General features: G+C 74.3%; 18 protein-coding genes and 2 pseudogenes. 14 read left to right on the top strand and 6 right to left on the bottom strand.

All coding sequences use genetic code 11. The features are described 5' to 3' along the window. The first annotated feature begins 76 nt into the window (after window positions 1-76). Both NRO40_RS04760 and NRO40_RS04755 read left to right on the top strand, forming a co-directional pair. Window positions 77-1,431: pseudogene (locus NRO40_RS04760) on the top strand (transcriptional regulator). 60 nt (window positions 1,432-1,491) lie between these two features. Beyond that, entirely contained in the window at window positions 1,492-2,022 is a 531-nt protein-coding gene (locus NRO40_RS04755) for an NUDIX domain-containing protein (RefSeq protein ID WP_058944932.1), read from the top strand. 131 nt (window positions 2,023-2,153) lie between these two features. Here NRO40_RS04755 and NRO40_RS04750 read toward each other — a convergent pair whose 3' ends face one another. Then, entirely contained in the window at window positions 2,154-3,014 is an 861-nt protein-coding gene (locus NRO40_RS04750; protein WP_058944939.1) for a 3-hydroxybutyryl-CoA dehydrogenase, read from the bottom strand. A gap of 244 nt (window positions 3,015-3,258) precedes the next feature. Here NRO40_RS04750 and NRO40_RS04745 point away from each other — a divergent pair, with 244 nt between their 5' ends. After that, the gene (locus NRO40_RS04745; protein WP_058944933.1) at window positions 3,259-4,581 is read left to right on the top strand and encodes a glycoside hydrolase family 10 protein; all 1,323 of its coding nucleotides are present in this window, start codon (window positions 3,259-3,261) and stop codon (window positions 4,579-4,581) included. A 49-nt stretch (window positions 4,582-4,630) separates the two neighbouring features. On the opposite strand, the gene NRO40_RS04740 is transcribed toward NRO40_RS04745, so the two are convergent. Both NRO40_RS04740 and NRO40_RS04735 read right to left on the bottom strand, forming a co-directional pair. Then, window positions 4,631-4,840, bottom strand: a complete 210-nt coding sequence (locus tag NRO40_RS04740; protein ID WP_058944934.1) for a DUF1918 domain-containing protein — start codon at window positions 4,838-4,840, stop codon at window positions 4,631-4,633. 112 nt (window positions 4,841-4,952) lie between these two features. Next, window positions 4,953-5,558 carry a DUF6461 domain-containing protein gene (locus tag NRO40_RS04735; RefSeq protein WP_058944935.1) on the bottom strand — a complete coding sequence of 202 codons (606 nt, stop codon included), beginning with the start codon at window positions 5,556-5,558 and terminating at the stop codon, window positions 4,953-4,955. A gap of 57 nt (window positions 5,559-5,615) precedes the next feature. Here NRO40_RS04735 and NRO40_RS04730 point away from each other — a divergent pair, with 57 nt between their 5' ends. Continuing rightward, the gene (locus tag NRO40_RS04730) at window positions 5,616-6,068 is read left to right on the top strand and encodes a GNAT family N-acetyltransferase (protein WP_058944936.1); all 453 of its coding nucleotides are present in this window, start codon (window positions 5,616-5,618) and stop codon (window positions 6,066-6,068) included. Window positions 6,069-6,283: 215 nt separating this feature from the next. Next, the gene (locus NRO40_RS04725; protein ID WP_198549369.1) at window positions 6,284-7,447 is read left to right on the top strand and encodes a methyltransferase; all 1,164 of its coding nucleotides are present in this window, start codon (window positions 6,284-6,286) and stop codon (window positions 7,445-7,447) included. Between the two features lie 12 nt (window positions 7,448-7,459). Here NRO40_RS04725 and NRO40_RS04720 read toward each other — a convergent pair whose 3' ends face one another. Further along, window positions 7,460-8,074, bottom strand: coding sequence for a CGNR zinc finger domain-containing protein (locus NRO40_RS04720; protein ID WP_058942909.1), 615 nt, complete (start codon window positions 8,072-8,074; stop codon window positions 7,460-7,462). 29 nt (window positions 8,075-8,103) lie between these two features. Here NRO40_RS04720 and NRO40_RS04715 point away from each other — a divergent pair. Then, window positions 8,104-9,270, top strand: a pseudogene (locus tag NRO40_RS04715) (MFS transporter); the annotation flags it as partial. Between the two features lie 139 nt (window positions 9,271-9,409). On the opposite strand, the gene NRO40_RS04710 reads toward NRO40_RS04715, so the two are convergent. Continuing rightward, window positions 9,410-9,871, bottom strand: coding sequence for a cupin domain-containing protein (locus tag NRO40_RS04710; protein WP_107115124.1), 462 nt, complete (start codon window positions 9,869-9,871; stop codon window positions 9,410-9,412). 401 nt (window positions 9,872-10,272) lie between these two features. Between NRO40_RS04710 and NRO40_RS04705 the strand changes: the two genes are divergently transcribed. From NRO40_RS04705 to NRO40_RS04675, 7 genes are all read left to right on the top strand, one after another. Continuing rightward, complete coding sequence (locus NRO40_RS04705; protein ID WP_257375334.1) at window positions 10,273-11,817, top strand: FG-GAP-like repeat-containing protein; 1,545 nt, start codon at window positions 10,273-10,275, stop codon at window positions 11,815-11,817. A gap of 107 nt (window positions 11,818-11,924) precedes the next feature. Then, window positions 11,925-12,665, top strand: coding sequence for a VOC family protein (locus NRO40_RS04700; RefSeq protein ID WP_058942913.1), 741 nt, complete (start codon window positions 11,925-11,927; stop codon window positions 12,663-12,665). Window positions 12,666-12,826: 161 nt separating this feature from the next. Further along, window positions 12,827-13,855, top strand: a complete 1,029-nt coding sequence (argC, locus tag NRO40_RS04695) for an N-acetyl-gamma-glutamyl-phosphate reductase (protein WP_058942914.1) — start codon at window positions 12,827-12,829, stop codon at window positions 13,853-13,855. A gap of 163 nt (window positions 13,856-14,018) precedes the next feature. After that, window positions 14,019-15,170, top strand: coding sequence for a bifunctional glutamate N-acetyltransferase/amino-acid acetyltransferase ArgJ (gene argJ / locus NRO40_RS04690; protein WP_058942915.1), 1,152 nt, complete (start codon window positions 14,019-14,021; stop codon window positions 15,168-15,170). After that, window positions 15,167-16,069: an acetylglutamate kinase gene (gene argB, locus NRO40_RS04685; RefSeq protein WP_058942916.1), complete on the top strand. Its 903-nt coding sequence runs from the start codon at window positions 15,167-15,169 to the stop codon at window positions 16,067-16,069. The genes argJ and argB overlap by 4 nt, the downstream gene beginning before the upstream one ends. Further along, window positions 16,066-17,259 (top strand): acetylornithine transaminase, encoded by a 1,194-nt coding sequence (locus NRO40_RS04680; protein WP_058942917.1) that lies wholly within the window; start codon window positions 16,066-16,068, stop codon window positions 17,257-17,259. The genes argB and NRO40_RS04680 overlap by 4 nt, the downstream gene beginning before the upstream one ends. Before the next feature lie 7 nt (window positions 17,260-17,266). Next, the gene (locus NRO40_RS04675; protein WP_058942918.1) at window positions 17,267-17,803 is read left to right on the top strand and encodes an arginine repressor; all 537 of its coding nucleotides are present in this window, start codon (window positions 17,267-17,269) and stop codon (window positions 17,801-17,803) included. Between the two features lie 99 nt (window positions 17,804-17,902). On the opposite strand, the gene NRO40_RS04670 is transcribed toward NRO40_RS04675, so the two are convergent. Continuing rightward, on the bottom strand, window positions 17,903-18,598 hold the full coding sequence (locus NRO40_RS04670; RefSeq protein WP_058942919.1) for a L,D-transpeptidase family protein: 696 nt from the start codon (window positions 18,596-18,598) through the stop codon (window positions 17,903-17,905). Window positions 18,599-18,861: 263 nt separating this feature from the next. On the opposite strand from NRO40_RS04670, the gene NRO40_RS04665 reads away from it, so the two are divergent. Continuing rightward, window positions 18,862-20,055 carry an argininosuccinate synthase gene (locus NRO40_RS04665; protein ID WP_058942920.1) on the top strand — a complete coding sequence of 398 codons (1,194 nt, stop codon included), beginning with the start codon at window positions 18,862-18,864 and terminating at the stop codon, window positions 20,053-20,055. The last annotated feature ends 55 nt before the right edge of the window (window positions 20,056-20,110 follow it).

Genomic DNA, 20,110 nt, shown 5'->3' with positions numbered 1-20,110 from the left:
GACACTTCATTCACACCCCGTGCGAACCGGGCCCCACCGCGCCTGGCCCGGCGGAGACACGGCACCGGAGGGGCACATGCAGCCCAACACCCTGCCCAACACGCTGCTCGACGCCCTGCTCGACGAGGCGGGGATGTCGCACGCGGGTTTCGCGGCCCACGTCAACCAGGCGGGTCGCGTGCGCGGACTGGCGCTGCGGTACGAACACACGGCCGTCGCCCGCTGGTTGAAGGGCCAACGGCCGCGCGGCCAGGTGTGCCGGACCTGATCTGCGAGGTGCTCGGCGCGCGGCTGCGCCGCCCGGTCGCCCTCGACGACATCGGGCTCGGCGTGCCGGGGGACACCGCGGTGCCGCACGGGACGCCGCTGTCCGGGTTCGTGGAGCGCGCGACGGCCCTGTGGCGGTCGGACGAGCAGAACCGCCCGCATCTGATGGGCGTGGCGGCGGTGACCGGGACGCCCGCGGTGATGCCCGTCTGGGAGTGGGAGAACCCCCCGGAGGACGCTGACGTGTCGCGCAGCGGCCGGACGCGGGTCGGCACGGGTGACATCGAGACCCTGCGCGCCGCCCGGGCGCACTACGAGCTGATGTACCGCAGGGCCGGCGGCATCGCGACCCGTTCGCGGATCGTCGGCTTCCTCAACGCGGAGGCCGCCCCCCTGCTGCGCGGCGCGTACGGCGACGCGGTGGGCCGCCAACTGCACCGGGCCGCCGGCGGACTGGTCGCGGTGGCGGGCATCTGCGCGTACGACTCCGACGCCCTCGGGCTCGCCCAGCGCTACTTCCACCAGGCACTGCGACTGGCCAAGGCGAGCGGCGACCGCGGACTGGGCGCCTACGTGATCGCGCTCCTCGTCAACCAGGCGCTGTTCATGGGGGAGTACCGGCAGGCGGTGGCGTTCGCGGAGGCGGCGCTGCGGGCGGCCCGGCGGGAGATCACGCCCGCGCTCGCCGCCGACCTGTACGCGATGCAGGCCAAGGCGTACGCGCACCTCGGTGACGCGACGGCGGCGCTGCGGTGCATCCACCGCGCCGAGGCGGACGCCGAACGGATCAGTCCGGGGCGCGAGCCGGACGAGACGGGGTACGTCCAGCCCGGTCTGGTCAACGTGCGGGCCGCGGAGGCGCTGCTGCGTCTGGGGGACCTCGTCGGGGCGCGGGAGAACGCGGCGGCCGCGGTGAAGACGCCGACGCACGACCGCGGCCGGGTGCACCGGCTGGCGATTCTCAGCCAGATCCAGCTGCGGCAGGGAGAGGCGGACGGGGCGGCGCGGACGGCGGTCGAGATGGCCGAGGGGGTGCGGGGAATGGAGTCACAGCGGCTCAGGGACCGTCTGCGTGAGGTGCGCGGGCACCTGGTGGCCAGTGGTTCGGGTGACGCCGGGGAGGCGGCGGATCTCATCGAGGCGGCCTTGCGCGTTCCGCTCTGACCGGGCGCCTGCTGCGATATTGCCCCCTGGACGACCTACACGTCGGAAGGTGGCAGAGCAGTGCGGTGGACCAACTTGAGTGAGACGACCGTGTACGAGAACCGCTGGTTCAAGGTGAACCTGGCCGATGTCGCCCTCCCGGACGGACGGCACCTCGACCACTTCCTCATCCGGTTGAGGCCGGTCGCGGCGGCCACCGCGGTCAACGAGGCCAACGAGGTGCTGCTGCTGTGGCGGCACCGCTTCATCACCGACAGCTGGGGCTGGGAGCTGGCCGCCGGCGTCGTCGAGGACGGGGAGGACGTCGAGGCCGCCGCGGCCCGTGAGATGGAGGAGGAGACCGGCTGGCGCCCCGGTCCGCTGCGGCACCTGCTGAGCGTCGAACCGTCCAACGGGCTCACCGACGCGCGCCACCACCTGTACTGGTCGGAGGAGGCCACGTACACCGGTGAGCCGCAGGACGGGTTCGAGTCCACCCGCCGCGAGTGGATACCGCTCAAGCTCGTCCCCGACCTGGTCGCGCGCGGCGAGATCCCGGCCGCGAACATGGCAGCCGGCCTGCTGATGCTGCACCACCTGCGGCTGGGCTGAGCGGTGGTGCGGGCGGGGACCGCGGTGTCCGGTCCGGCCTGGGTGGCCTGGGTGGCCTGGGTGGCCTGGGTGGCCTCGGTGGTGGGGGCGGGGGCCGCGGCGTCGGGTCCGGCCCCCGTTCCCGTGCGGCGTCAGGCGTAGGGGTAGAAGCCCGAGCCCGTCTTGCGGCCCAGGCGGCCGGCGTCCACCATCCGCTGGAGCAGCGGCGGCGCGGCGTACAGCGGCTCCTTGTACTCGGCGTACATCGAGTCGGCGACCGAGGCGACCGTGTCCAGGCCGATCAGGTCGGAGAGCTTCAGCGGGCCCATCGGGTGGGCGCAGCCCATCTCCATGCCGTTGTCGATGTCCTCGCGGCTGGCGATGCCCGACTCGAACATCCGGATGGCCGACAGGAGGTACGGGATCAGCAGCGCGTTCACCACGAAGCCGGACCGGTCCTGGGCACGGATCGCGTGCTTGCCGAGCACCTTCTCGACCAGCGCCTGGGCCCGGCTGATGGTGCCCTCGGAGGTGGTGAGCGCCGGGATCAGCTCGACGAGCTGCTGCACGGGGGCGGGGTTGAAGAAGTGGATGCCGATGACCTGGTCGGGGCGGGAGGTGGCGACGGCCAGCTTCACCAGCGGGATGGAGGAGGTGTTGGAGGCCAGGATGGCGTCCTGACGCGTCACGACCTGGTCGAGGACCTGGAAGATCTCCGTCTTGACCTGCTCGTTCTCCACGACGGCCTCGATGACGAGGTCGCGGTCGGCGAACTCCCCGAGGTCGGTCGTGAAGCTCAGCCGGGCGAGCGTCTCGTCCCGCTCCGCCTCGCTGATCTTGCCGCGCTGGGCCGCCTTGCCGAGCGAGTTGTACAGCCGGGTACGGCCGATCTCCAGGGCCTCGCCGGTGGTCTCGGCCACCTTCACCTCGAGGCCGCTGCGGGCACACACTTCCGCGATGCCCGCGCCCATCTGGCCGCAGCCCACCACTCCCACGCGTGCAATGTCGGCCATGGAGTCCGTCACCTCGTGCCTTTCGATGATCTTCGGGTGGCGGCGGCCGTATGGTTCCGGCACTCCCGCCTCGACCCCACGACGTTACTCCGTACGCGAGGGTCGTCGACCTCCCGGGCCGGGCATCCTCCACGCGGGGGCCGGACCGTCCGGAGCACCCGGTTCGGGCGCATAGAGTACTCAAGGTGCAAAACGGCCGAAACGATCACGGTGACGGCAGACGAGGAACGACTGGGGCGGCAGCATGAGGCACACGGGCGGCGGCGTCGGGCGGCGCGGGGTGGTCGCGGCGGCGACCGGACTGCTGGCATCCCTGCTGGTGTCGGGCGACGCCACCGGCGTCTCCGGCACCTTCGGGCAGCGGCGGCACGACGGGGACGGCGGGCGCGGCGGGCACGGTGAGGACGGCAAGTCCCGGCGGGACCCGCGGGGCCGGCGGACGGAGGAGTTCCGCGGCATGTGGGTGGCGACCATCACCAACCGCGACTGGCCCTCCCGGCCCGGGCTGACCCCGGCCGAGCAGCGCGCGGAACTCCTCGCCCTCCTCGACCGCGCCGTCGAGCGGCGGCTGAACGCCGTGATCCTCCAGGTCCGGCCGAGCGCCGACGCCCTGTGGCCCTCGCCGTACGAGCCGTGGGCCCAGTGCCTGACCGGCACGCAGGGCAAGGACCCCGGCTGGGACCCGCTGGGCACGGCCGTCGAGGAGGCCCACCGGCGCGGGCTGGAACTGCACGCGTGGTTCAACCCGTACCGCGTCGCCACGCACGCCGACCCCACGCGCCTCGCGTCATGGCACCCGGCGCGCCGCAACCCCGACTGGGTGGTCACGTACGGCGGCAAGCTGTACTACAACCCCGGTCTGCCCGAGGTCCGGCGCTTCGTCGAGGACGCCATGCTGGACGCCGTCCGCCGCTACGCCGTCGACGCCGTCCACTTCGACGACTACTTCTACCCGTACCCGCTCGCCGGGCAGGTCTTCGACGACGACGCGGCCTTCGCGGCGTACGGCGGCGGCTTCCCGGACCGGGCGGCGTGGCGGCGGGACGGCATCGACCGCCTCGTCCGCGAGATGTCCGAGCGCATCGCGCAGATCAGACCCGGTGTGCGGTTCGGCATCAGCCCCTTCGGGATCTGGCGCAACGCCACGACCGACCCGCTCGGCTCCGACTCCCGCGGCCTGCAGACCTACGACGACCTGCACGCCGACACCCGCAAGTGGGTCAAGGAGCGGTGGATCGACTACGTCGCCCCGCAGCTGTACTGGCACATCGGCTTCGCCGCCGCCGACTACGCCAAGCTGCTGCCCTGGTGGAACGAGGTCGTCCGCGGTACGGGGGTCCACCTGTACGTGGGGGAGGCCCTGTACCGCGCCGGCGACCCGGCGGCGCCCGCGGCGTGGCAGGACCCGGCCGAGCTCTCCCGGCACCTCACCCTCGCGCACGAGTACGACCACGTGCTGGGCCACGCCTTCTTCGGTGCCCGGGACGTGGTCACGGACCGGATCGGGGCGATGGCCAGGGTCGTGGCCGACCACTACCCCACCCAGGTCCGCCCGCCGGGCCGGTGAGCCGCGGCGGGACCCGCCGCGGCTCGGAGTCGGGGGATCGGATCGGGGGTCAGGGGCCCAGGGGCTTGTCGAACGGGTCCCGGTGGCGCACGACGGAGTCGGGGCCGGGGGACATGACGGCCTCGTGCCCGTCGTCGAAGCGGACCCGGTACGGCGGGTGGCCCCCGTCGCCCAGGACCTCCAGGATCTCGGCCTTGCGGTCGTGCTGGCCGACGACCCGGCCGTGCACCAGCAGCTGGTCGCCCACGGTTGCTTCCATCGGGAGTGCCCTCCTCGCACTGGATGTCCGTATGTGGGAGTCTACGTCCGCAGGTGTGGTCCGCGTCACCCGAAGGAGGCCGGGGGCGGACACGAGGGAGGCCGGGGCCGGATCAGAAGGCCGGCGCCGACCCGCTGAGCCACTCCGCCGCGTCCAGCACCTCCGGTGTCAGCCGCACCCCGGTCAGCCGCTCCGCCAGGGCGAACGCCGCCTCCGTCGCCGTGCCGATGTCCGCGCCGTCCCGCCGCGGGTCGAACCCGACGTCCCGCAGCAGGGCGGCCGCCCCGCCCGAATCGGCGCCCTCCCGGGCGTGCGGGGACAGGGGCTCGACGCGCAGCCGCAGCGCGCCGTCCACGTACCGGCTGAACTGGTCCACCGCGTTCACGTTCCGGAAGTGGGTCACCAGCTCCGTGCCCCGCGACAGCTCGGCCGCCGTCTCGTGCAGGCTGCCCAGGTAGCCGTTGGGCTCGACCACCACGCTCCAGCCGTCGACCGGGGCCACCGCGAGGAAGTGCCGGTCGCCACCCGAGGCCCGCCAGGCCTCGCGCGCCGCGTCGACGAGTGCGCGCACGCCGGTGACCCGGCCCTCCGGACGGGCGCCGAGCCGGCCCAGGACCTCCCGCGGCGCCACGGCGTGCACCAGCGTGACGCAGTAGGCCTCGATCAGCTCCGGGCAGTGGTCGTCGAGCCAGCGGTAGTCGGCGGCGGTCGCGTTCATGTCCCGATCGTGGCACCCGCCACTGACAGCCCGCCCCCTCCCTGCGAACGTTCGACCATGAACGAGACGATCACTTTCGGCAGGTACGAGATCTCGACCGACCCTGCCCGACTCGACCGCGCACTGGTGCACCGCTGGCTCTCCACCGACGCGTACTGGGCGCGCGGCCGTGAGCGCGAGAAGCAGGACCGCGCCATCGACGGATCGCTGAACTTCGGCGCGTACGACGGCGAGACGGGTGCCCAGGCCGCGTACGCCCGCGTCGTCACCGACCTCGCGACCTTCGCCTGGCTCTGCGACGTGTACGTCCACCCCGCCGCCCGCGGCTGCGGCCTCGGCGGCGGCCTCGTGGGGGCGGCCCGCGACCACCTCGCCCCGTACGGCCTCACGCGCGTCCTGCTCGCCACCGAGGACGCGCACGGCCTCTACGCCAAGCTCGGCTTCGAGCCGCTGGCCGACCCCGACCGCTGGATGTCCCTGGCCCCGCGGCAGGACGGCGGGTCCCGGTGACGCCGCGGTCCGGGCCCCGCGCCGCGGCCCCGCCGCCACCCCGGCGGCCGGCCCCGGCGCGGTGACCCGGCCCCGGCGGCGCGGTCGGCCCGCGGCCCGGCCCCGGCCTTTGCGGCAAGATCGGCCCCGCCCGGGCCCGGCCCCGGAGCGTGCGGCGCGGTCCGTCCCGGCGCCGTGCGGGACGCCGCCCGGGGACCGGCTAGCCTGAACCCACGATGAACCGTCTGACCACGTCATGGGGCGAGTACGCGCTCACCCGCTTCCCCGAGCACCCCCGCGACCCGCTGCGCGCCTGGGACGCCGCCGACGAGTACCTGCTGCGGCACCTCGCCGCCCCGGACGCCCCCGCCCTCACCGGCCGCGTGGCCGTCGTCGGCGACCGGTGGGGGGCCCTCGTCACCGCGCTGGCCGGCCGGCCGGGCCCCGACGAGCTGGTCCAGATCACGGACTCGTACCTCGGCCGCGAGGCCACCCGCGCCAACCTTGCCCGGGCCGGCCACGCCGAGGGCGGCGCCGTGCGCCTGCTCACCACGCGGGACGCGCCGCCGGACCGCGTCGACGTGCTCCTGGTACGCGTCCCGAAAAGCCTGGCCCTGCTGGAGGACCAGCTGCACCGGCTCGCGCCGGCGCTGCACGCGGGGACGGTCGTCGTCGGCACCGGCATGGTCAAGGAGATCCACACCTCGACCCTGCGGCTCTTCGAGCAGCTCGTCGGCCCGACGCGCACCTCCCTCGCGGTGCGGAAGGCCCGGCTCGTCCACAGCGCCCCCGACCCGGACCTGGAGCGGCCGGCCAACCCGTGGCCGCTGCGGTACGCGCTGCCGAAGGACGCCGCGACGGTGGCCGGACTGACCGTCGTCAACCACGCCGGCGTCTTCTGCGCGGACCGGCTGGACATCGGCACCCGCCTCTTCCTGCGGCACCTGCCGGACGGCCTCGACGGCCGCCGCGTCCTGGACCTGGGGTGCGGCAACGGCGTGGTGGGCCTCGCCGTCGCCGTCGCGGCCCCGGGCGCCGAGGTGGTCCTCACCGACGAGTCGTACCAGGCGGTCGCCTCCGCCGAGGAGACCTTCCGGGCCTCCGCGCCGGCCGGGGCGAAGGCGCGCTTCGCGGTCGGTGACGCGACGGCCGACGTCCCGGACGGCTCGGTCGACGTGGTCCTGAACAACCCGCCCTTCCACAGCCACCAGGCGGTCAGCGACGCCGCCGCGCGCCGCATGTTCACCGCGGCCCGCCGCGCCCTGCGCCCGGGCGGGGAGCTCCGCGTCGTCGCCAACCGCCACCTCGGCCACCACCTGACGCTGCGCCGCCTCTTCGGCGACTGCGAGGTGGTCGGCAGCGACCCGAAGTTCGTGGTCCTGCGTGCCGTGAAGCGCTGACGGGCGGCTCCGTCAGCAGCGGTCGGCGCCGCCCCGTCCCCCGCCCGGGAGGGCCCTGGCCCGCCGGTGGGCGGCCACCCGCTCGCGCGTCGCGCACCGCCGCGAGCAGTAGCGGCGCGGTACGCCGCTGCCGAGGGTGAGGTAGACGTCGCCGCAGCCCGGCGCGGCGCACAGCCCGCCCGGCGGTCGCTGCCGCTCCCACAGCAGGACCGTCAGGCACAGGCACGACGACGCGAGGAACCACTCCCCCCAGGGGGCGTCGTCCGCCCGGTCCAGGTGGGGGTGCCACGGGCTGTCGCCGCCGTGCGAGGTGAGCCGCAGCGGGCCGGTCCCGCGCGCGAGGAGCCGGTTCAGGGCCGCGGCGGCCGCGTCCGTACCGGTGGCCGCGAAGACCTCCCGCAGGGCCAGCGCGGCCGTCCGCAGCTCCGCCACGTCGCCGGGGCCCACGGTGAGCGGCTCGCTCTCGCCGTGCTCGCGCAGCAGCCGTGCCACCTCCTCCGGCGCCGGGCCGTCCGGGCCGTGCCCGGTGAGCGCGTTGACGAGGGCCTCGGTGCGGCGGGCGACGGCGTGCACGGAATGCCGGGTCGACCGGCCGTCGGGAGCGGACACCCGGCGAATGTAACGCATCTGGTGCTGTTTTCCGTTACCCCCGTACCGTGCCGGGCGTGAAGAACCGTCCCGCCCTCGCCCGGTACACCGTCGGCGCCGCCCTCGCCCGCACGGGCGACGAGGCGGCAGGCCCCGCGCTGCTGCTCGCCGGACTCGCGGCGACCGGCTCGTCCGCCCGCGCCTCCGCCCTGCTCGCCGCGGGCACGGCGGCAGCGGCGCTCGGCGGCCCGGTCGTCGGGGCGCTCCTGGACCGCTCGCCACGGCCGGGCCGGCTGCTGGCGGGGGCGCTCGCCGGGTACGCGGCCGCCCTCGTCGCGGTGCTGCTGTGCCTCGGGCGCACGCCGTACCCCCTGCCGCTGCTGGTCGCGGCCGCCTCGGGACTCCTCGCCCCGGCGCTGTCGGGCGGCTGGACCGCGCAGCTGCCCCACGTCGCGGGCCCCACCGCGCTGCCGCGGGCCACCGCCCTCGACGCGATGACCTTCCACGCGGCGGCCCTCGCCGGCCCGGCCCTGGTGGGCGGCGTCGCCGCCCTGTACGGCGCCCCGGCGGGAGTGGTGGCCGCGGCCGCCCTGATCGGCGCGGTCGTCCCCCTGGCGTGGACGCTCCCACCCGGCGCGGGCGCACCCCTCTCCGGCACGTCACGGGACCGGGACTTGGTGCCGGTTCCGCACGGGGGCGGGGTGCCGGTACCGCACGGGGACGGTGTGCCGGTTCCGCACCGGGACGGCGCGCCGCAGGGGGTACCGGGCCGGCCGGCGCGGGGTGTCGCCGGAGTGGCCGTGGGCGTCGCCGAGGGGGCCCGCGCGCTCGTCCGGAGCCGGGTGCTGGCCCGGGTGACCGCCGCGTCCGTGCTGTCCTGCGCGGGGCAGGGCGTCCTCGTCGCCTGTGCGCCCCTGCTGGGCGCGCGGTACCTCGGGGGGCCCGGTCAGGGTGCGCTGCTGCTCGCCGGGGCCGCCGGCGCGGCCCTCGCCGCCGACGCCGTGCTGGCCCGTACGCGCCGCCCGCCCGGCCCGGAGGCCGTCTTCCGCGGGGCGACCCTCGTCCAAGCGGCCGCCCTGCCCGTCCTGGCGGCCGGGGTCGTCGGCGTGGCCGGCGCGGCCGGGGGACACCCCGCCGTCGTGGTGGGGGCCGTGCTCCTGGTCGGCGCGGGGGAGGGGCCTCAGCTGACGGCCCTGCTGGCGCTGCGTCACCGCGAGTCGCCGGACGGGCTGCGCGGCCAGATCCAGACGACCGGCGCCAGCCTCAAGATCACCGGCTTCGCGTGCGGCGCGGCCGTGGCGGGGCCGCTCGCGTCCGTTTCCCCGCCGGGCGCGCTGCTGGCGGCCGCCGCCGCGCACGCCGTGGCCGTCGCGGTCAGCCCTCGGGGAGCCGGTGCCCGCACCGGCCGCAGAACCGCGCGTCGGCCCCCTCGGGCGCCAGCCGCCCGCACTCCGGGCACACCCGGTCCAGCAGGCAGGCCGGCTCACCGCCCGTCCGCTCCGCGCCCGCCGCGCGACCGATCGTCATGCCGGGGCGACGGCGGTGCACGGTGAGGTAGTCGAGGCCGTGCGGTCCGGCGGACAGGCCGCGGCGGGAGCCACGCGGCAGCCAGACCACGCACCCGGTCTCCAGCGGTTCGGCCCCGTCCCCGGTCGACAGCTCGCCGTGGCCGTTCAGCACGAACACGAGGATGTCGAGGTCCGGTTCCACGTGGACGGCGACGCCCGCGCCCGGGGCGAGTCGCACCACGTTCGCGTCGAGCTGCCGGTCCGCCGCGGCGAGCCGCCACAGGGCGCCGCCCCGCTCGGCCGGCATCGCGCGTACGAGATCGGCCATCCGGGTGAGCACGCCGGCTGTCGGGGACGGAGGTGAGGAGGGGGGCGGGGTCGGGGACACGTTTCCTCCCGAGGGGCGCGAACAGGGGGCGAGAACAGCAGGGTGGAGGCCCGGATGTCAACGATCCGCACCGCCGGAGGCTCCGGGCGGCACGGGCGCCACCCAAGGGGCCGAAAGCTTCCGGCCAACGTAGGCGCAAAAGCGCTGCAACCGAGCCATCTCGCGCGGGCTTCGCGGCGTCCCTGTGCGATATTCCGGTGTCAACGCGAGTTGATCTTCTTTCTGCCCGTCAGCGCTCGTCACCGCCCGGGGCGACGGCCGCTGCCCGGCGCGGCGCCGACCGCCGCCCGCCCCTCGGGGCCGGGAGGGTGGCGGGCCTCTCACGTGAGGACCGCACACACGTGCTCGGTACACCGTTCAGGACCAGACGCCCCCGCGGGGTGGCCGCCGCCCTCGTCTGCGCCGTCGCCGCCGGACTGCTGACCGCGGCGCCCGCCGCCCACGCGGTGAGCGGGACGCCCGCGGCGGACGGGGCCCACGCCTTCACCGCGCAGCTGCGCATGGGCGGCGACGCCGCCACCACCGCCGCGCGCGGCTGCTCCGGCGTCCTGGTCCACCAGCAGTGGCTGCTCACCGCCGCCAGCTGCTTCACCGACACCCCGGGCTCCACCGTCCCCGCGGGCCGGCCCGCCGCGAAGACCACCGCGACGCTCGGCGGTCAGACCGTCGACGTCGTCGAGGTCGTGCCGCGCGCGGACCGGGACGTCGCCCTGGCCCGTCTCGCCCGCCCCGTCACCGGTGTCACCCCGATCGCCCCGGCCGCCTCCGCCGCCGTCGCGGGCGAGACCCTGACCGGCGCCGGCTTCGGCCGGACGAAGACCTCCTGGGTCCCCGACCGCCTCCACACCGGCGACTTCCGGGTCGACGCGGTGGACGCCACCACCGTCTCCCTCACCGGACAGGACGGCGTGTCCGTCTGCATGGGCGACACCGGCGGCCCCGCGCTCCGACAGAAGGACGGCGGGGTCGAACTGGTCGCCCTGCACAGCCGGTCCTGGCAGGGAGGCTGCTACGGCGCCCCGGCCTCGGAGGTCCGTACCGGTGCCGTCGACTCCCGCGTCGACGACCTCGGGGGCTGGATCAAGGAGATCCGCAACCGCGACCGGATCACCCCCGCCGACGTCGACGGCGACGGCAAGGACGACCTCGTCGTCCAGCACACCAACGGCGACGTCGTCGTCCACCGCAACCTCGGCGCCCGCTTCGACGCCGGCCGGGTGTGGAGCACCGGTTGGGGTCGTTTCGTGGACGGCAAGGACCTGGGGCGGCTGTACTTCGCCGACATCACCGGTGACGGCAAGGCGGACCTGGTCGTGCACGGCACGGACGGCAACATCGCCGTTCGCAAGAACATGGGGACGTACTTCGACGGCGGTACGCACTGGAGCGCCGGTTGGGGTCGTTTCGTGGACGGCAGCGACCTGGGGCGGCTGTACTTCGCCGACATCACCGGTGACGGCAAGGCGGACCTGGTCGTGCACGGCACGGACGGGAACATCGCCGTTCGCAAGAACATGGGGACGTACTTCGACGGCGGTACGCACTGGAGCGCCGGTTGGGGTCGTTTCGTGGACGGCAGCGACCTGGGGCGGCTGTACTTCGCCGACATCACCGGTGACGGCAAGGCGGACCTGGTCGTGCACGGCACGGACGGCAAGATCACCGTTCGCAAGAACATGGGGACGTACTTCGACGGCGGTACCCACTGGAGCGCCGGTTGGGGCCGCTTCGTGACCGGCGCGGACGGGGGGCGCCTGCGCTTCGGTGACGCGACGGGCGACGGCAAGGCCGACCTGTTCGTGCACGAGGCCGCGAGCGGCAACGTGTCCGTCCGCAAGAACATGGGCACGTACTTCGACGGCGGCACCCTGATGATCACCATCTGATCCTCGGGCGGGCCCGGCGCGCCACCGCCGGGCCCGTTCGCTCTCCCCCGCCGCAGTCAGACGGCGGTACGGGGTCCGTCGGCGGGCGGGTGCATAGGATCGCCGGCATGGCACTGCGACCCGTGCAGGTGAACGTGAAGGCTCGGGACGCCCGGGCGATCGGCCGGTTCTGGGCGGAGGCGCTCGGGTGGAGTGCCCACGACCTCGGGGTGACCACCCGCGTCGGACCCGTCGGCGGCCTCGCCCGGCCGGACCCGGTCGCCGTCTGCGTCGACGTCGTCCCCGTGCCGGAAGCCAAGACGACGACGAAGAACCGTGCGCACCTCGATCTCGCCACCACCTCCGCGGACCATCAGGCGCGGTTGGTCGCGCGCCTCCGGTCTCTCGGTGCGAGGCCCGCCCACGTGGGCCAGGGCGAGGTGCCGTGGACGGTCCTCGCCGATCCGGAGGGCAACGAGTTCTGCGTCCTGGAGCCCCGGGAGACCTACCGGGACACCGGGCCGATCGCCGCGGTGGTCGTCGACTGCGCGGACCCCCGGGCCATGGCCCGGTTCTGGGGCGGGGCGACGGACTGGACCGTGCGCGAGGTGACCGACGACCACGCGGCCTTGCGCTCCCCCGAGGGCGTCGGCCCGTACCTCGAGTTCCTCCGCACGCCCGACGTGAAGACCGCGCCGGACCGCGTCCACCTCGACCTGCTGCCGTACCCCGGCGACGACACGGCGGCGGAGGTTGCCCGGCTGCGCGCCCTCGGCGCCACGGACCTCGACCTCGGCCAGGGCGACGTCCCGTGGACGTGCCTGATCGACCCGGAGGGCCACGAGTTCCGCGTCCTCGCCCCGTCCTGACGCTCAGCCCCGACGGCCCCCGGCACGCGCGCCCCGCGTGCTCACGCGCCATGACCCCGGGCCGGTCCCGGGACCGCGTCCGCTCGTCCCGGCCCCCTCACATGACCTTTGCATAAAACTGCATAACTGCGTATAGTCATGCCATCGACGAGGAGGGTCCGATGGCGGTACGTGTGGCGGTGGCCGGTGCGAGCGGGTACGCGGGGGGAGAGCTCCTCCGTCTGCTGCTCGCCCACCCCGGGGTGGAGATCGGCGCCCTGACCGGCAACTCCAACGCCGGGGAGAGCCTCGGCGCCCTGCAGCCGCACCTCCTGCCGCTCGCCGACCGCGTCCTGGAGCCGACCACCCCCGAGGTGCTCGCCGGCCACGACGTCGTCTTCCTGGCCCTGCCCCACGGCCGGTCCGCCGAGGTCGCCGAGCGGCTCGGGGACCGGGTGCTCGTCGTCGACATGGGCGCCGACTTCCGACTGGCGGACGCCACCGACTGGGAGCGGTTCTACGGCACCCCGCACGCCGGGACCTGGCCGTACGGCCTCCCCGAGCTGCCGGGCGCCCGCGCCGCGCTCGAGGGGTCCAGGCGCGTCGCGGTGCCCGGCTGCTACCCGACCGCCGTGACGCTCGCCCTCTTCCCGGCCTACGCCGCCGGGATCGCCGAACCCGAGGCGGTGGTCGTCGCCGCGAGCGGCACCTCCGGCGCGGGCAAGGCGCTCAAGCCGCACCTGCTCGGCGCCGAGGTCATCGGCTCGATGTCGCCCTACGGCGTCGGCGGCGGCCACCGGCACACGCCCGAGATGGCGCAGAACCTCGGCGCGGTCGCCGGCGAGCCCGTCACCGTGTCGTTCACGCCCACCCTCGCGCCCATGTCCCGCGGCATCCTCGCCACGTGCAGTGCCAAGGCACGGCCCGGCACCACGGCGGAGGACGTGCGGGCCGCGTACCGGAAGGCGTACGCCGACGAACCGTTCGTGCACCTCCTGCCTGAGGGGCGCTGGCCGGCCACGGCGTCCGTCCAGGGCTCCAACGCCGTCCAGGTACAGGTCGCCCACGACCCGGCGGCGGGGCGCGTCATCGCCGTCAGCGCCATCGACAACCTGACGAAGGGCACCGCGGGCGGTGCGGTGCAGAGCATGAACATCGCCCTCGGACTTCCCGAGGAGACCGGCCTCCCGACGGTCGGGCTCGCCCCGTGAGCCGGGAGCGCCACCCGGCGACGACCCGGGAACCCCGCCCCGCGACGACCGGGGAGCACCGCCCCTCGACGACCGGGGGAGCGCACGCGGCCGCCGCGCCGCGGACGACGACGATGCCCGCGCCCACGTGCCGCGCGGGTGGAGAAGCGAACGGAGACACACAGTGAGCGTCACGGCAGCCAAGGGATTCACGGCGGCGGGCATCGCCGCCGGGATCAAGGAGAACGGCACCCCGGACCTGGCCCTCGTGGTCAACACCGGCCCCCGCCGCGCCGCCGCCGGCGTCTTCACCTCCAACCGCGTCAAGGCCGCCCCGGTCCTCTGGTCCGAGCAGGTCCTCAGGACCGGCGAGCTGACCGCCGTCGTCCTCAACTCCGGCGGCGCCAACGCCTGTACGGGCCCCCAGGGCTTCCAGGACACCCACGCCACCGCCGAGAAGGCCGCCGAGGTCCTCGGGATCGGCGCGGGCGAGGTCGCCGTCGCCTCCACGGGCCTCATCGGGGTGCTGCTCCCCATGGACCGGCTCCTGCCGGGGATCGACAAGGCCGCCGCCGACCTCTCCGAGCACGGCGGCGAGAAGGCCGCCATCGCCATCAAGACCACCGACACGGTCCACAAGACCGCCGTGGTGAGCCGCGACGGCTGGACCGTCGGCGGCATGGCCAAGGGCGCCGGCATGCTCGCCCCGGGCCTCGCCACCATGCTCGTGGTCCTCACCACCGACGCCGACGTCGCAGCCCCCGATCTGGACAAGGCGTTGCGCGAGGCCACCCGCACCACCTTCGACCGGGTGGACTCCGACGGCTGCATGTCCACCAACGACACCGTCCTGCTCCTCGCCTCCGGCGCCACCGGCCTCACCCCCGCCCACGACGACTTCGCCGAGGCCGTGCGCGAGGTGTGCGACGACCTCGGCCGGCAGCTGATCGGCGACGCCGAGGGCGCCTCCAAGGAGATCCGGGTCGAGGTCGTGAACGCCGCGACCGAGGCCGACGCCGTCGAGGTGGGCCGCTCCATCGCCCGCAACAACCTCCTCAAGTGCGCCATCCACGGCGAGGACCCCAACTGGGGCCGGGTCCTGTCCGCCATCGGCACCACCGCGGCCGCCTTCGAACCGGACCGGCTGAACGTCGCCATCAACGGCGTGTGGGTCTGCAGGAACGGGTCCGTCGGCGAGGACCGCGACCTCGTCGACATGCGCTACCGCGAGGTCACCATCACCGCCGATTTGTCCGCCGGCACCGAGTCCGCCGTCATCTGGACCAACGACCTCACCGCCGACTACGTCCACGAGAACAGCGCCTACAGCTCATGAGCACCCGCAAGCACACCGCGCTGCCGAAGGCGCAGATCCTCATCGAGGCCCTGCCCTGGCTCACCCGCCACCACGGCAAGACCGTCGTCATCAAGTTCGGCGGCAACGCCATGGTCGACGACGACCTGAAGGCGGCCTTCGCGCAGGACGTCGTCTTCCTCCGCCACGCCGGCCTCAAGCCCGTCGTCGTGCACGGCGGAGGACCGCAGATCAGCGCCGCCCTCGACCGACACGGCCTGGTCAGCGAGTTCAAGGCGGGCCTGCGCGTCACCACCCCCGAGGCGATGGACGTCGTCCGGATGGTGCTCGCCGGGCAGGTCCAGCGCGAACTCGTCGGCCTGCTCAACCGGCACGGGCCGTTCGCCGTCGGCATGACCGGCGAGGACGCCCACACCATCACCGCCACCCGGCACCGGCCGCTCATCGACGGGCAGGCCGTCGACATCGGCCGCGTCGGCGAGGTCACGGCCATCGACACCGGAGCCGTCGAGGCGCTCCTCGCCGACGGGCGGATCCCCGTGGTGTCGTCGATCGCCCGCTCGGAGGACGACGGACATGTCTACAACGTCAATGCTGATACGGCGGCTGCGGCACTCGCTGCGGCGCTTGGCGCAGAGACCCTGATGGTCCTCACGGACGTCGAGGGACTGTACGAGGACTGGCCGCACAGCGACGAGGTCATCAGCCGCCTCACCGCCACCGAGCTGGAGAAGCTGCTGCCCGAGCTGTCCAGCGGCATGGTCCCCAAGATGGAGGGCTGCCTCCACGCCGTGCGCAACGGCGTCCGCACCGCGCGCGTGATCGACGGGCGCGTGCAGCACTCCATCCTGCTGGAGATCTTCACCGACGAGGGCATCGGCACCATGGTCGTGGCCGACGCAGAGGAGGCACCCGCATGAGCAACGAAGGGCTCACCCGGCGCTGGCGGTCCACCATGACGGACAACTACGGCACGCCCCGCCTCCCGCTCGTCCGCGGCGCCGGCAGCCGCGTCTGGGACGCGGACGGCAACGAGTACCTCGACTTCGTCGGCGGCATCGCGGTCAACGCGCTCGGCCACGCCCATCCGGCGGTCGTCAAGGCGGTCTCCGAGCAGATCGCCGCCCTCTCCCACGTCTCCAACCTCTTCGTCGCCGAGCCGCCGGTCGCCCTCGCCGAACGGCTGCTGGGGCTCTTCGACCGCCCCGGACGGGTTTACTTCGCCAACTCCGGCGCCGAGGCCAACGAAGCCGCCTTCAAGATGGGCCGGCTGACGGGCCGTCCCCACATGGTCGCGACCACCGGCGGCTTCCACGGCCGCACGATGGGCGCCCTCGCGCTCACCGGGCAGCCAGGCAAGCGCGAGCCGTTCCTGCCGCTGCCCGGTGACGTGACGCACGTCCCGTACGGCGACGCGCTCGCCCTGGAGCAGGCCGTCACCACCGACACCGCCCTCGTCGTCTTCGAACCCGTCCAGGGCGAGAACGGCGTCGTCGTGCCGCCCGCCGGCTATCTGGAGGCGGCCCGCGCGATCACCCGCGCCACCGGCACCCTCCTGGTCCTGGACGAGGTGCAGACCGGCATCGGCCGGTGCGGCCACTGGTTCGCGCACCAGGCGCACGGGATCGAGCCGGACGTCGTCACCCTGGCCAAGGGCCTCGGCGGCGGCCTGCCCCTCGGCGCGACCGTCGCCTTCGGGGAGGCTGCCGAGCTTTTGAAGCCCGGCCACCACGGCACGACCTTCGGCGGCAACCCCGTCGCCTGCGCCGCCGGTCTCGCCGTCCTCGACACCCTCGGGGCCGACGGAGCCCTCGATGAGGTCAAGCGCCTAGGGGAGAGGCTGCGGGACGGGATCGAGGCCCTGGACCACCCGCTGGTCTCCCACGTCCGCGGCGCGGGCCTCCTGCTGGGTATCGTGCTCACCGAGCCCCTCGCGCCCCAGGTGCAGCAGGCGGCTCAGGACGCCGGCCTCCTGGTGAACGCGCCCGCCCCCGATGTCGTACGGCTCATGCCGTCGCTGGTCATCGGGGACGAGGAGGCGGACACCTTCCTCCGGGTGCTGCCCGGCGTCCTGGACCAGACCTACGGGGAGACACGAGCCGGAGAATGACACAACGATGACCGAGGCGCAGGACAACGGCCATGGCGGACCTTCCGTCCCGCAGACCCGCACGGCGCGCCACCGCCGGATCGTGGACATCCTCAACCGGCAGCCCGTGCGCTCGCAGAGCCAGCTGGCCAAGCTCCTCGCGGACGACGGGCTGAGCGTCACCCAGGCGACGCTCAGCCGCGACCTCGACGAACTGGGCGCGGTGAAGATCCGCAACACGGGCGGCGAACTGATCTACGCCGTACCGAGCGAGGGCGGCTTCCGCACGCCCCAGGCACCGCTGGGCGAGTCGGCGAAGGAGGAGCGCATGCGGCGCCTCTCCGGTGAACTCCTCATCTCCGCCGAGGCGTCCGCCAACCTGGTGGTCCTGCGGACCCCGCCCGGCGCGGCCCAGTTCCTCGCCTCCGCCATCGACCAGGCCGAGCTGCACGCGATCCTCGGCACCATCGCGGGCGACGACACGCTGCTGCTCATCTCCCGCGACCCGGCCGGCGGGCAGGCGCTCGCCGACCACCTGCTGCGCCTGGCGCAGAACGACCGGTAGGGCCTCAGGGCCGGGGCCGGGGCCGGTGGACCGGGGGGGCTGGTGGAGCCGGTAGCGCCGGACCGGTAGCGCCGGTGGGGCCTCCGTCGTACGGCGGGGTCAGGCGCCGGACCATCCGATCGCGATGCGCGGCCGGGCGTCGGGGCGTACCCACGCGAGGATCCGCGCCATCGCCTCCGCCGGCACCGACACGCACCCGGCGGTCGCGCCGGCGCCGTTCACGTGCAGGAAGATGCCGGCCCCCCGGCCGCGCACCGGCCGGCCGTAGTTGAAGCCGATCACCAGGGCGTGGGCGTACGCCTTCCCGTACGACACCAGGTGCTCGGCCTCGGCGGCGCGGCAGTCCGCGGGCAGGGAATCCACCCACCGGTTGTAGGACGCCGACGCGTTGTCCTGGCACCACCACGACGAGGGCGTGACACGCCGGTAGGGGTACGACGTCCCGGCCGGCGCCGCCTCGATCCCGAAGGCGAACGGCAGGTCGTACACGCCGGCGGGGGTGGTCGACGTGCCCTGTTCGCGCCGGTCGCCGCGGACCAGCCCGCCCACACCGAACCGGGCCGGCGTCGAGCCGGCGCGCACCCACGCCCCCGCGCGCCGCTCCCACCAGGTGACCGTTCCCGAGGTGGCCCGCGCGTGCGGGGCCTCGGCGGTGAGGAACTGCGCGCCCTCCACGGCCCGCGCCGGGGGAGAGACGGACGATCGCGGCGCGGTGGGCGCCGGGGCGTCGGCGCGGGCGGGGGAGTGGGCCGGCAGGAGCAGCAGGGCGGCGGCGAGGACGAGTCCGGGGCGCATGTCCCGACCGTACGGCCGGTCGCCGCGTCAGCGCCCTTCGGCACGTCCGTCCGGGGCGCGGGACGGTGGTGGTGGTGGGCGGTGCAGCGGAGGTGGCCCGGACGCCGCCGCCGACCCGTGCGGGGGCGCCTCCCACGGTCCCTCCTCTCGCCGTGGGTCGTGAGCCGAGTGCTGACGCGGAGCCGTGACCTGCTGTTTTGACAAACCATACGGAGGTCTGCATAGTTATACCCATCGTTGGATGCACCGCTAAGGAGAAACCCGTGACCGAGCGCGTCGTACTCGCCTACTCGGGCGGCCTGGACACCTCCGTCGCCATCGGCTGGATCGCCGAGGAGACGGGCGCCGAGGTCATCGCCGTCGCCGTGGACGTCGGCCAGGGCGGCGAGGACCTGGACGTCATCCGCAAGCGCGCGCTCGCCTGCGGTGCCGTGGACGCCGAGGTCGCGGACGCCAAGGACGAGTTCGCCGAGGAGTACTGCCTCCCGGCGATCAAGGCGAACGCCCTGTACATGGACCGGTACCCGCTGGTCTCGGCGCTCTCCCGGCCGACGATCGTCAAGCACCTCGTCGCCGCCGCCAAGAAGCACGGCGCCTCGGTGGTCGCCCACGGCTGCACGGGCAAGGGCAACGACCAGGTCCGCTTCGAGGCCGGCATCGCCGCCCTCGGTCCGGAGCTGAAGTGCATCGCCCCGGTCCGCGACTACGCGATGACCCGGGACAGGGCCATCGCCTTCGCCGAGAAGGCCGAGCTGCCCATCGCCACCAGCAAGAAGTCCCCGTACTCCATCGACCAGAACGTCTTCGGCCGGGCCGTCGAGACGGGCTTCCTGGAGGACATCTGGAACGGTCCGATCGAGGACATCTACGACTACACCTCCAACCCGGCCGTGCAGCGCGAGGCCGACGAGGTCGTCATCTCCTTCAAGGAGGGCGTCCCGGTCGCGATCGACGGCAAGCCCGTCTCCGTCCTCCAGGCGATCCAGCAGCTCAACGAGCGCGCGGGCGCCCAGGGCGTCGGCCGGATCGACATGGTGGAGGACCGGCTCGTCGGCATCAAGTCCCGCGAGGTCTACGAGGCCCCGGGCGCCATCGCGCTGATCACCGCCCACCAGGAGCTGGAGAACGTCACGGTCGAGCGGGAGCTCGCCCGGTACAAGCGGCAGGTCGAGCAGCGCTGGAGCGAGCTCGTCTACGACGGCCTGTGGTTCTCGCCGCTGAAGCGGGCCCTGGACGGCTTCATCGACGAGGCCAACCAGCACGTCACCGGTGACATCCGGATGACCCTGCACGGCGGCCGCGCGGTCGTCACGGGCCGGCGGTCCGAGCAGTCGCTGTACGACTTCAACCTCGCCACGTACGACACGGGCGACACGTTCGACCAGTCGAAGGCCCAGGGCTTCATCGACATCTTCAGCCTGTCGGCGAAGATCGCCGCCAAGCGTGACCTGGCCTGATCACGGCTCGTTCGACAGCGCGTCCGCCTCCCCGCCCACGCCGCGGCAGGGAGGC

The organism is Streptomyces changanensis (assembly GCF_024600715.1).
GTDB classification, from domain to species: domain Bacteria; phylum Actinomycetota; class Actinomycetes; order Streptomycetales; family Streptomycetaceae; genus Streptomyces; species Streptomyces changanensis.
This window is presented reverse-complemented; position numbering and strand designations above follow the sequence as displayed.

Bases quoted from the DNA above. Each gene is read 5' to 3' on its own strand.
- NRO40_RS04750 (WP_058944939.1), bottom strand. From the start codon at position 3,014: ATGGCCGACATTGCACGCGTGGGAGTGGTGGGCTGCGGCCAGATGGGC.
- NRO40_RS04745 (WP_058944933.1), top strand. From the start codon at position 3,259: ATGAGGCACACGGGCGGCGGCGTCGGGCGGCGCGGGGTGGTCGCGGCG.
- NRO40_RS04740 (WP_058944934.1), bottom strand. From the start codon at position 4,840: ATGGAAGCAACCGTGGGCGACCAGCTGCTGGTGCACGGCCGGGTCGTC.
- NRO40_RS04735 (WP_058944935.1), bottom strand. From the start codon at position 5,558: ATGAACGCGACCGCCGCCGACTACCGCTGGCTCGACGACCACTGCCCG.
- NRO40_RS04730 (WP_058944936.1), top strand. From the start codon at position 5,616: ATGAACGAGACGATCACTTTCGGCAGGTACGAGATCTCGACCGACCCT.
- NRO40_RS04725 (WP_198549369.1), top strand. From the start codon at position 6,284: ATGAACCGTCTGACCACGTCATGGGGCGAGTACGCGCTCACCCGCTTC.
- NRO40_RS04720 (WP_058942909.1), bottom strand. From the start codon at position 8,074: ATGCGTTACATTCGCCGGGTGTCCGCTCCCGACGGCCGGTCGACCCGG.
- NRO40_RS04710 (WP_107115124.1), bottom strand. From the start codon at position 9,871: ATGGCCGATCTCGTACGCGCGATGCCGGCCGAGCGGGGCGGCGCCCTG.
- NRO40_RS04700 (WP_058942913.1), top strand. From the start codon at position 11,925: ATGGCACTGCGACCCGTGCAGGTGAACGTGAAGGCTCGGGACGCCCGG.
- argC (WP_058942914.1), top strand. From the start codon at position 12,827: ATGGCGGTACGTGTGGCGGTGGCCGGTGCGAGCGGGTACGCGGGGGGA.
- argB (WP_058942916.1), top strand. From the start codon at position 15,167: ATGAGCACCCGCAAGCACACCGCGCTGCCGAAGGCGCAGATCCTCATC.
- NRO40_RS04680 (WP_058942917.1), top strand. From the start codon at position 16,066: ATGAGCAACGAAGGGCTCACCCGGCGCTGGCGGTCCACCATGACGGAC.
- NRO40_RS04675 (WP_058942918.1), top strand. From the start codon at position 17,267: ATGACCGAGGCGCAGGACAACGGCCATGGCGGACCTTCCGTCCCGCAG.
- NRO40_RS04670 (WP_058942919.1), bottom strand. From the start codon at position 18,598: ATGCGCCCCGGACTCGTCCTCGCCGCCGCCCTGCTGCTCCTGCCGGCC.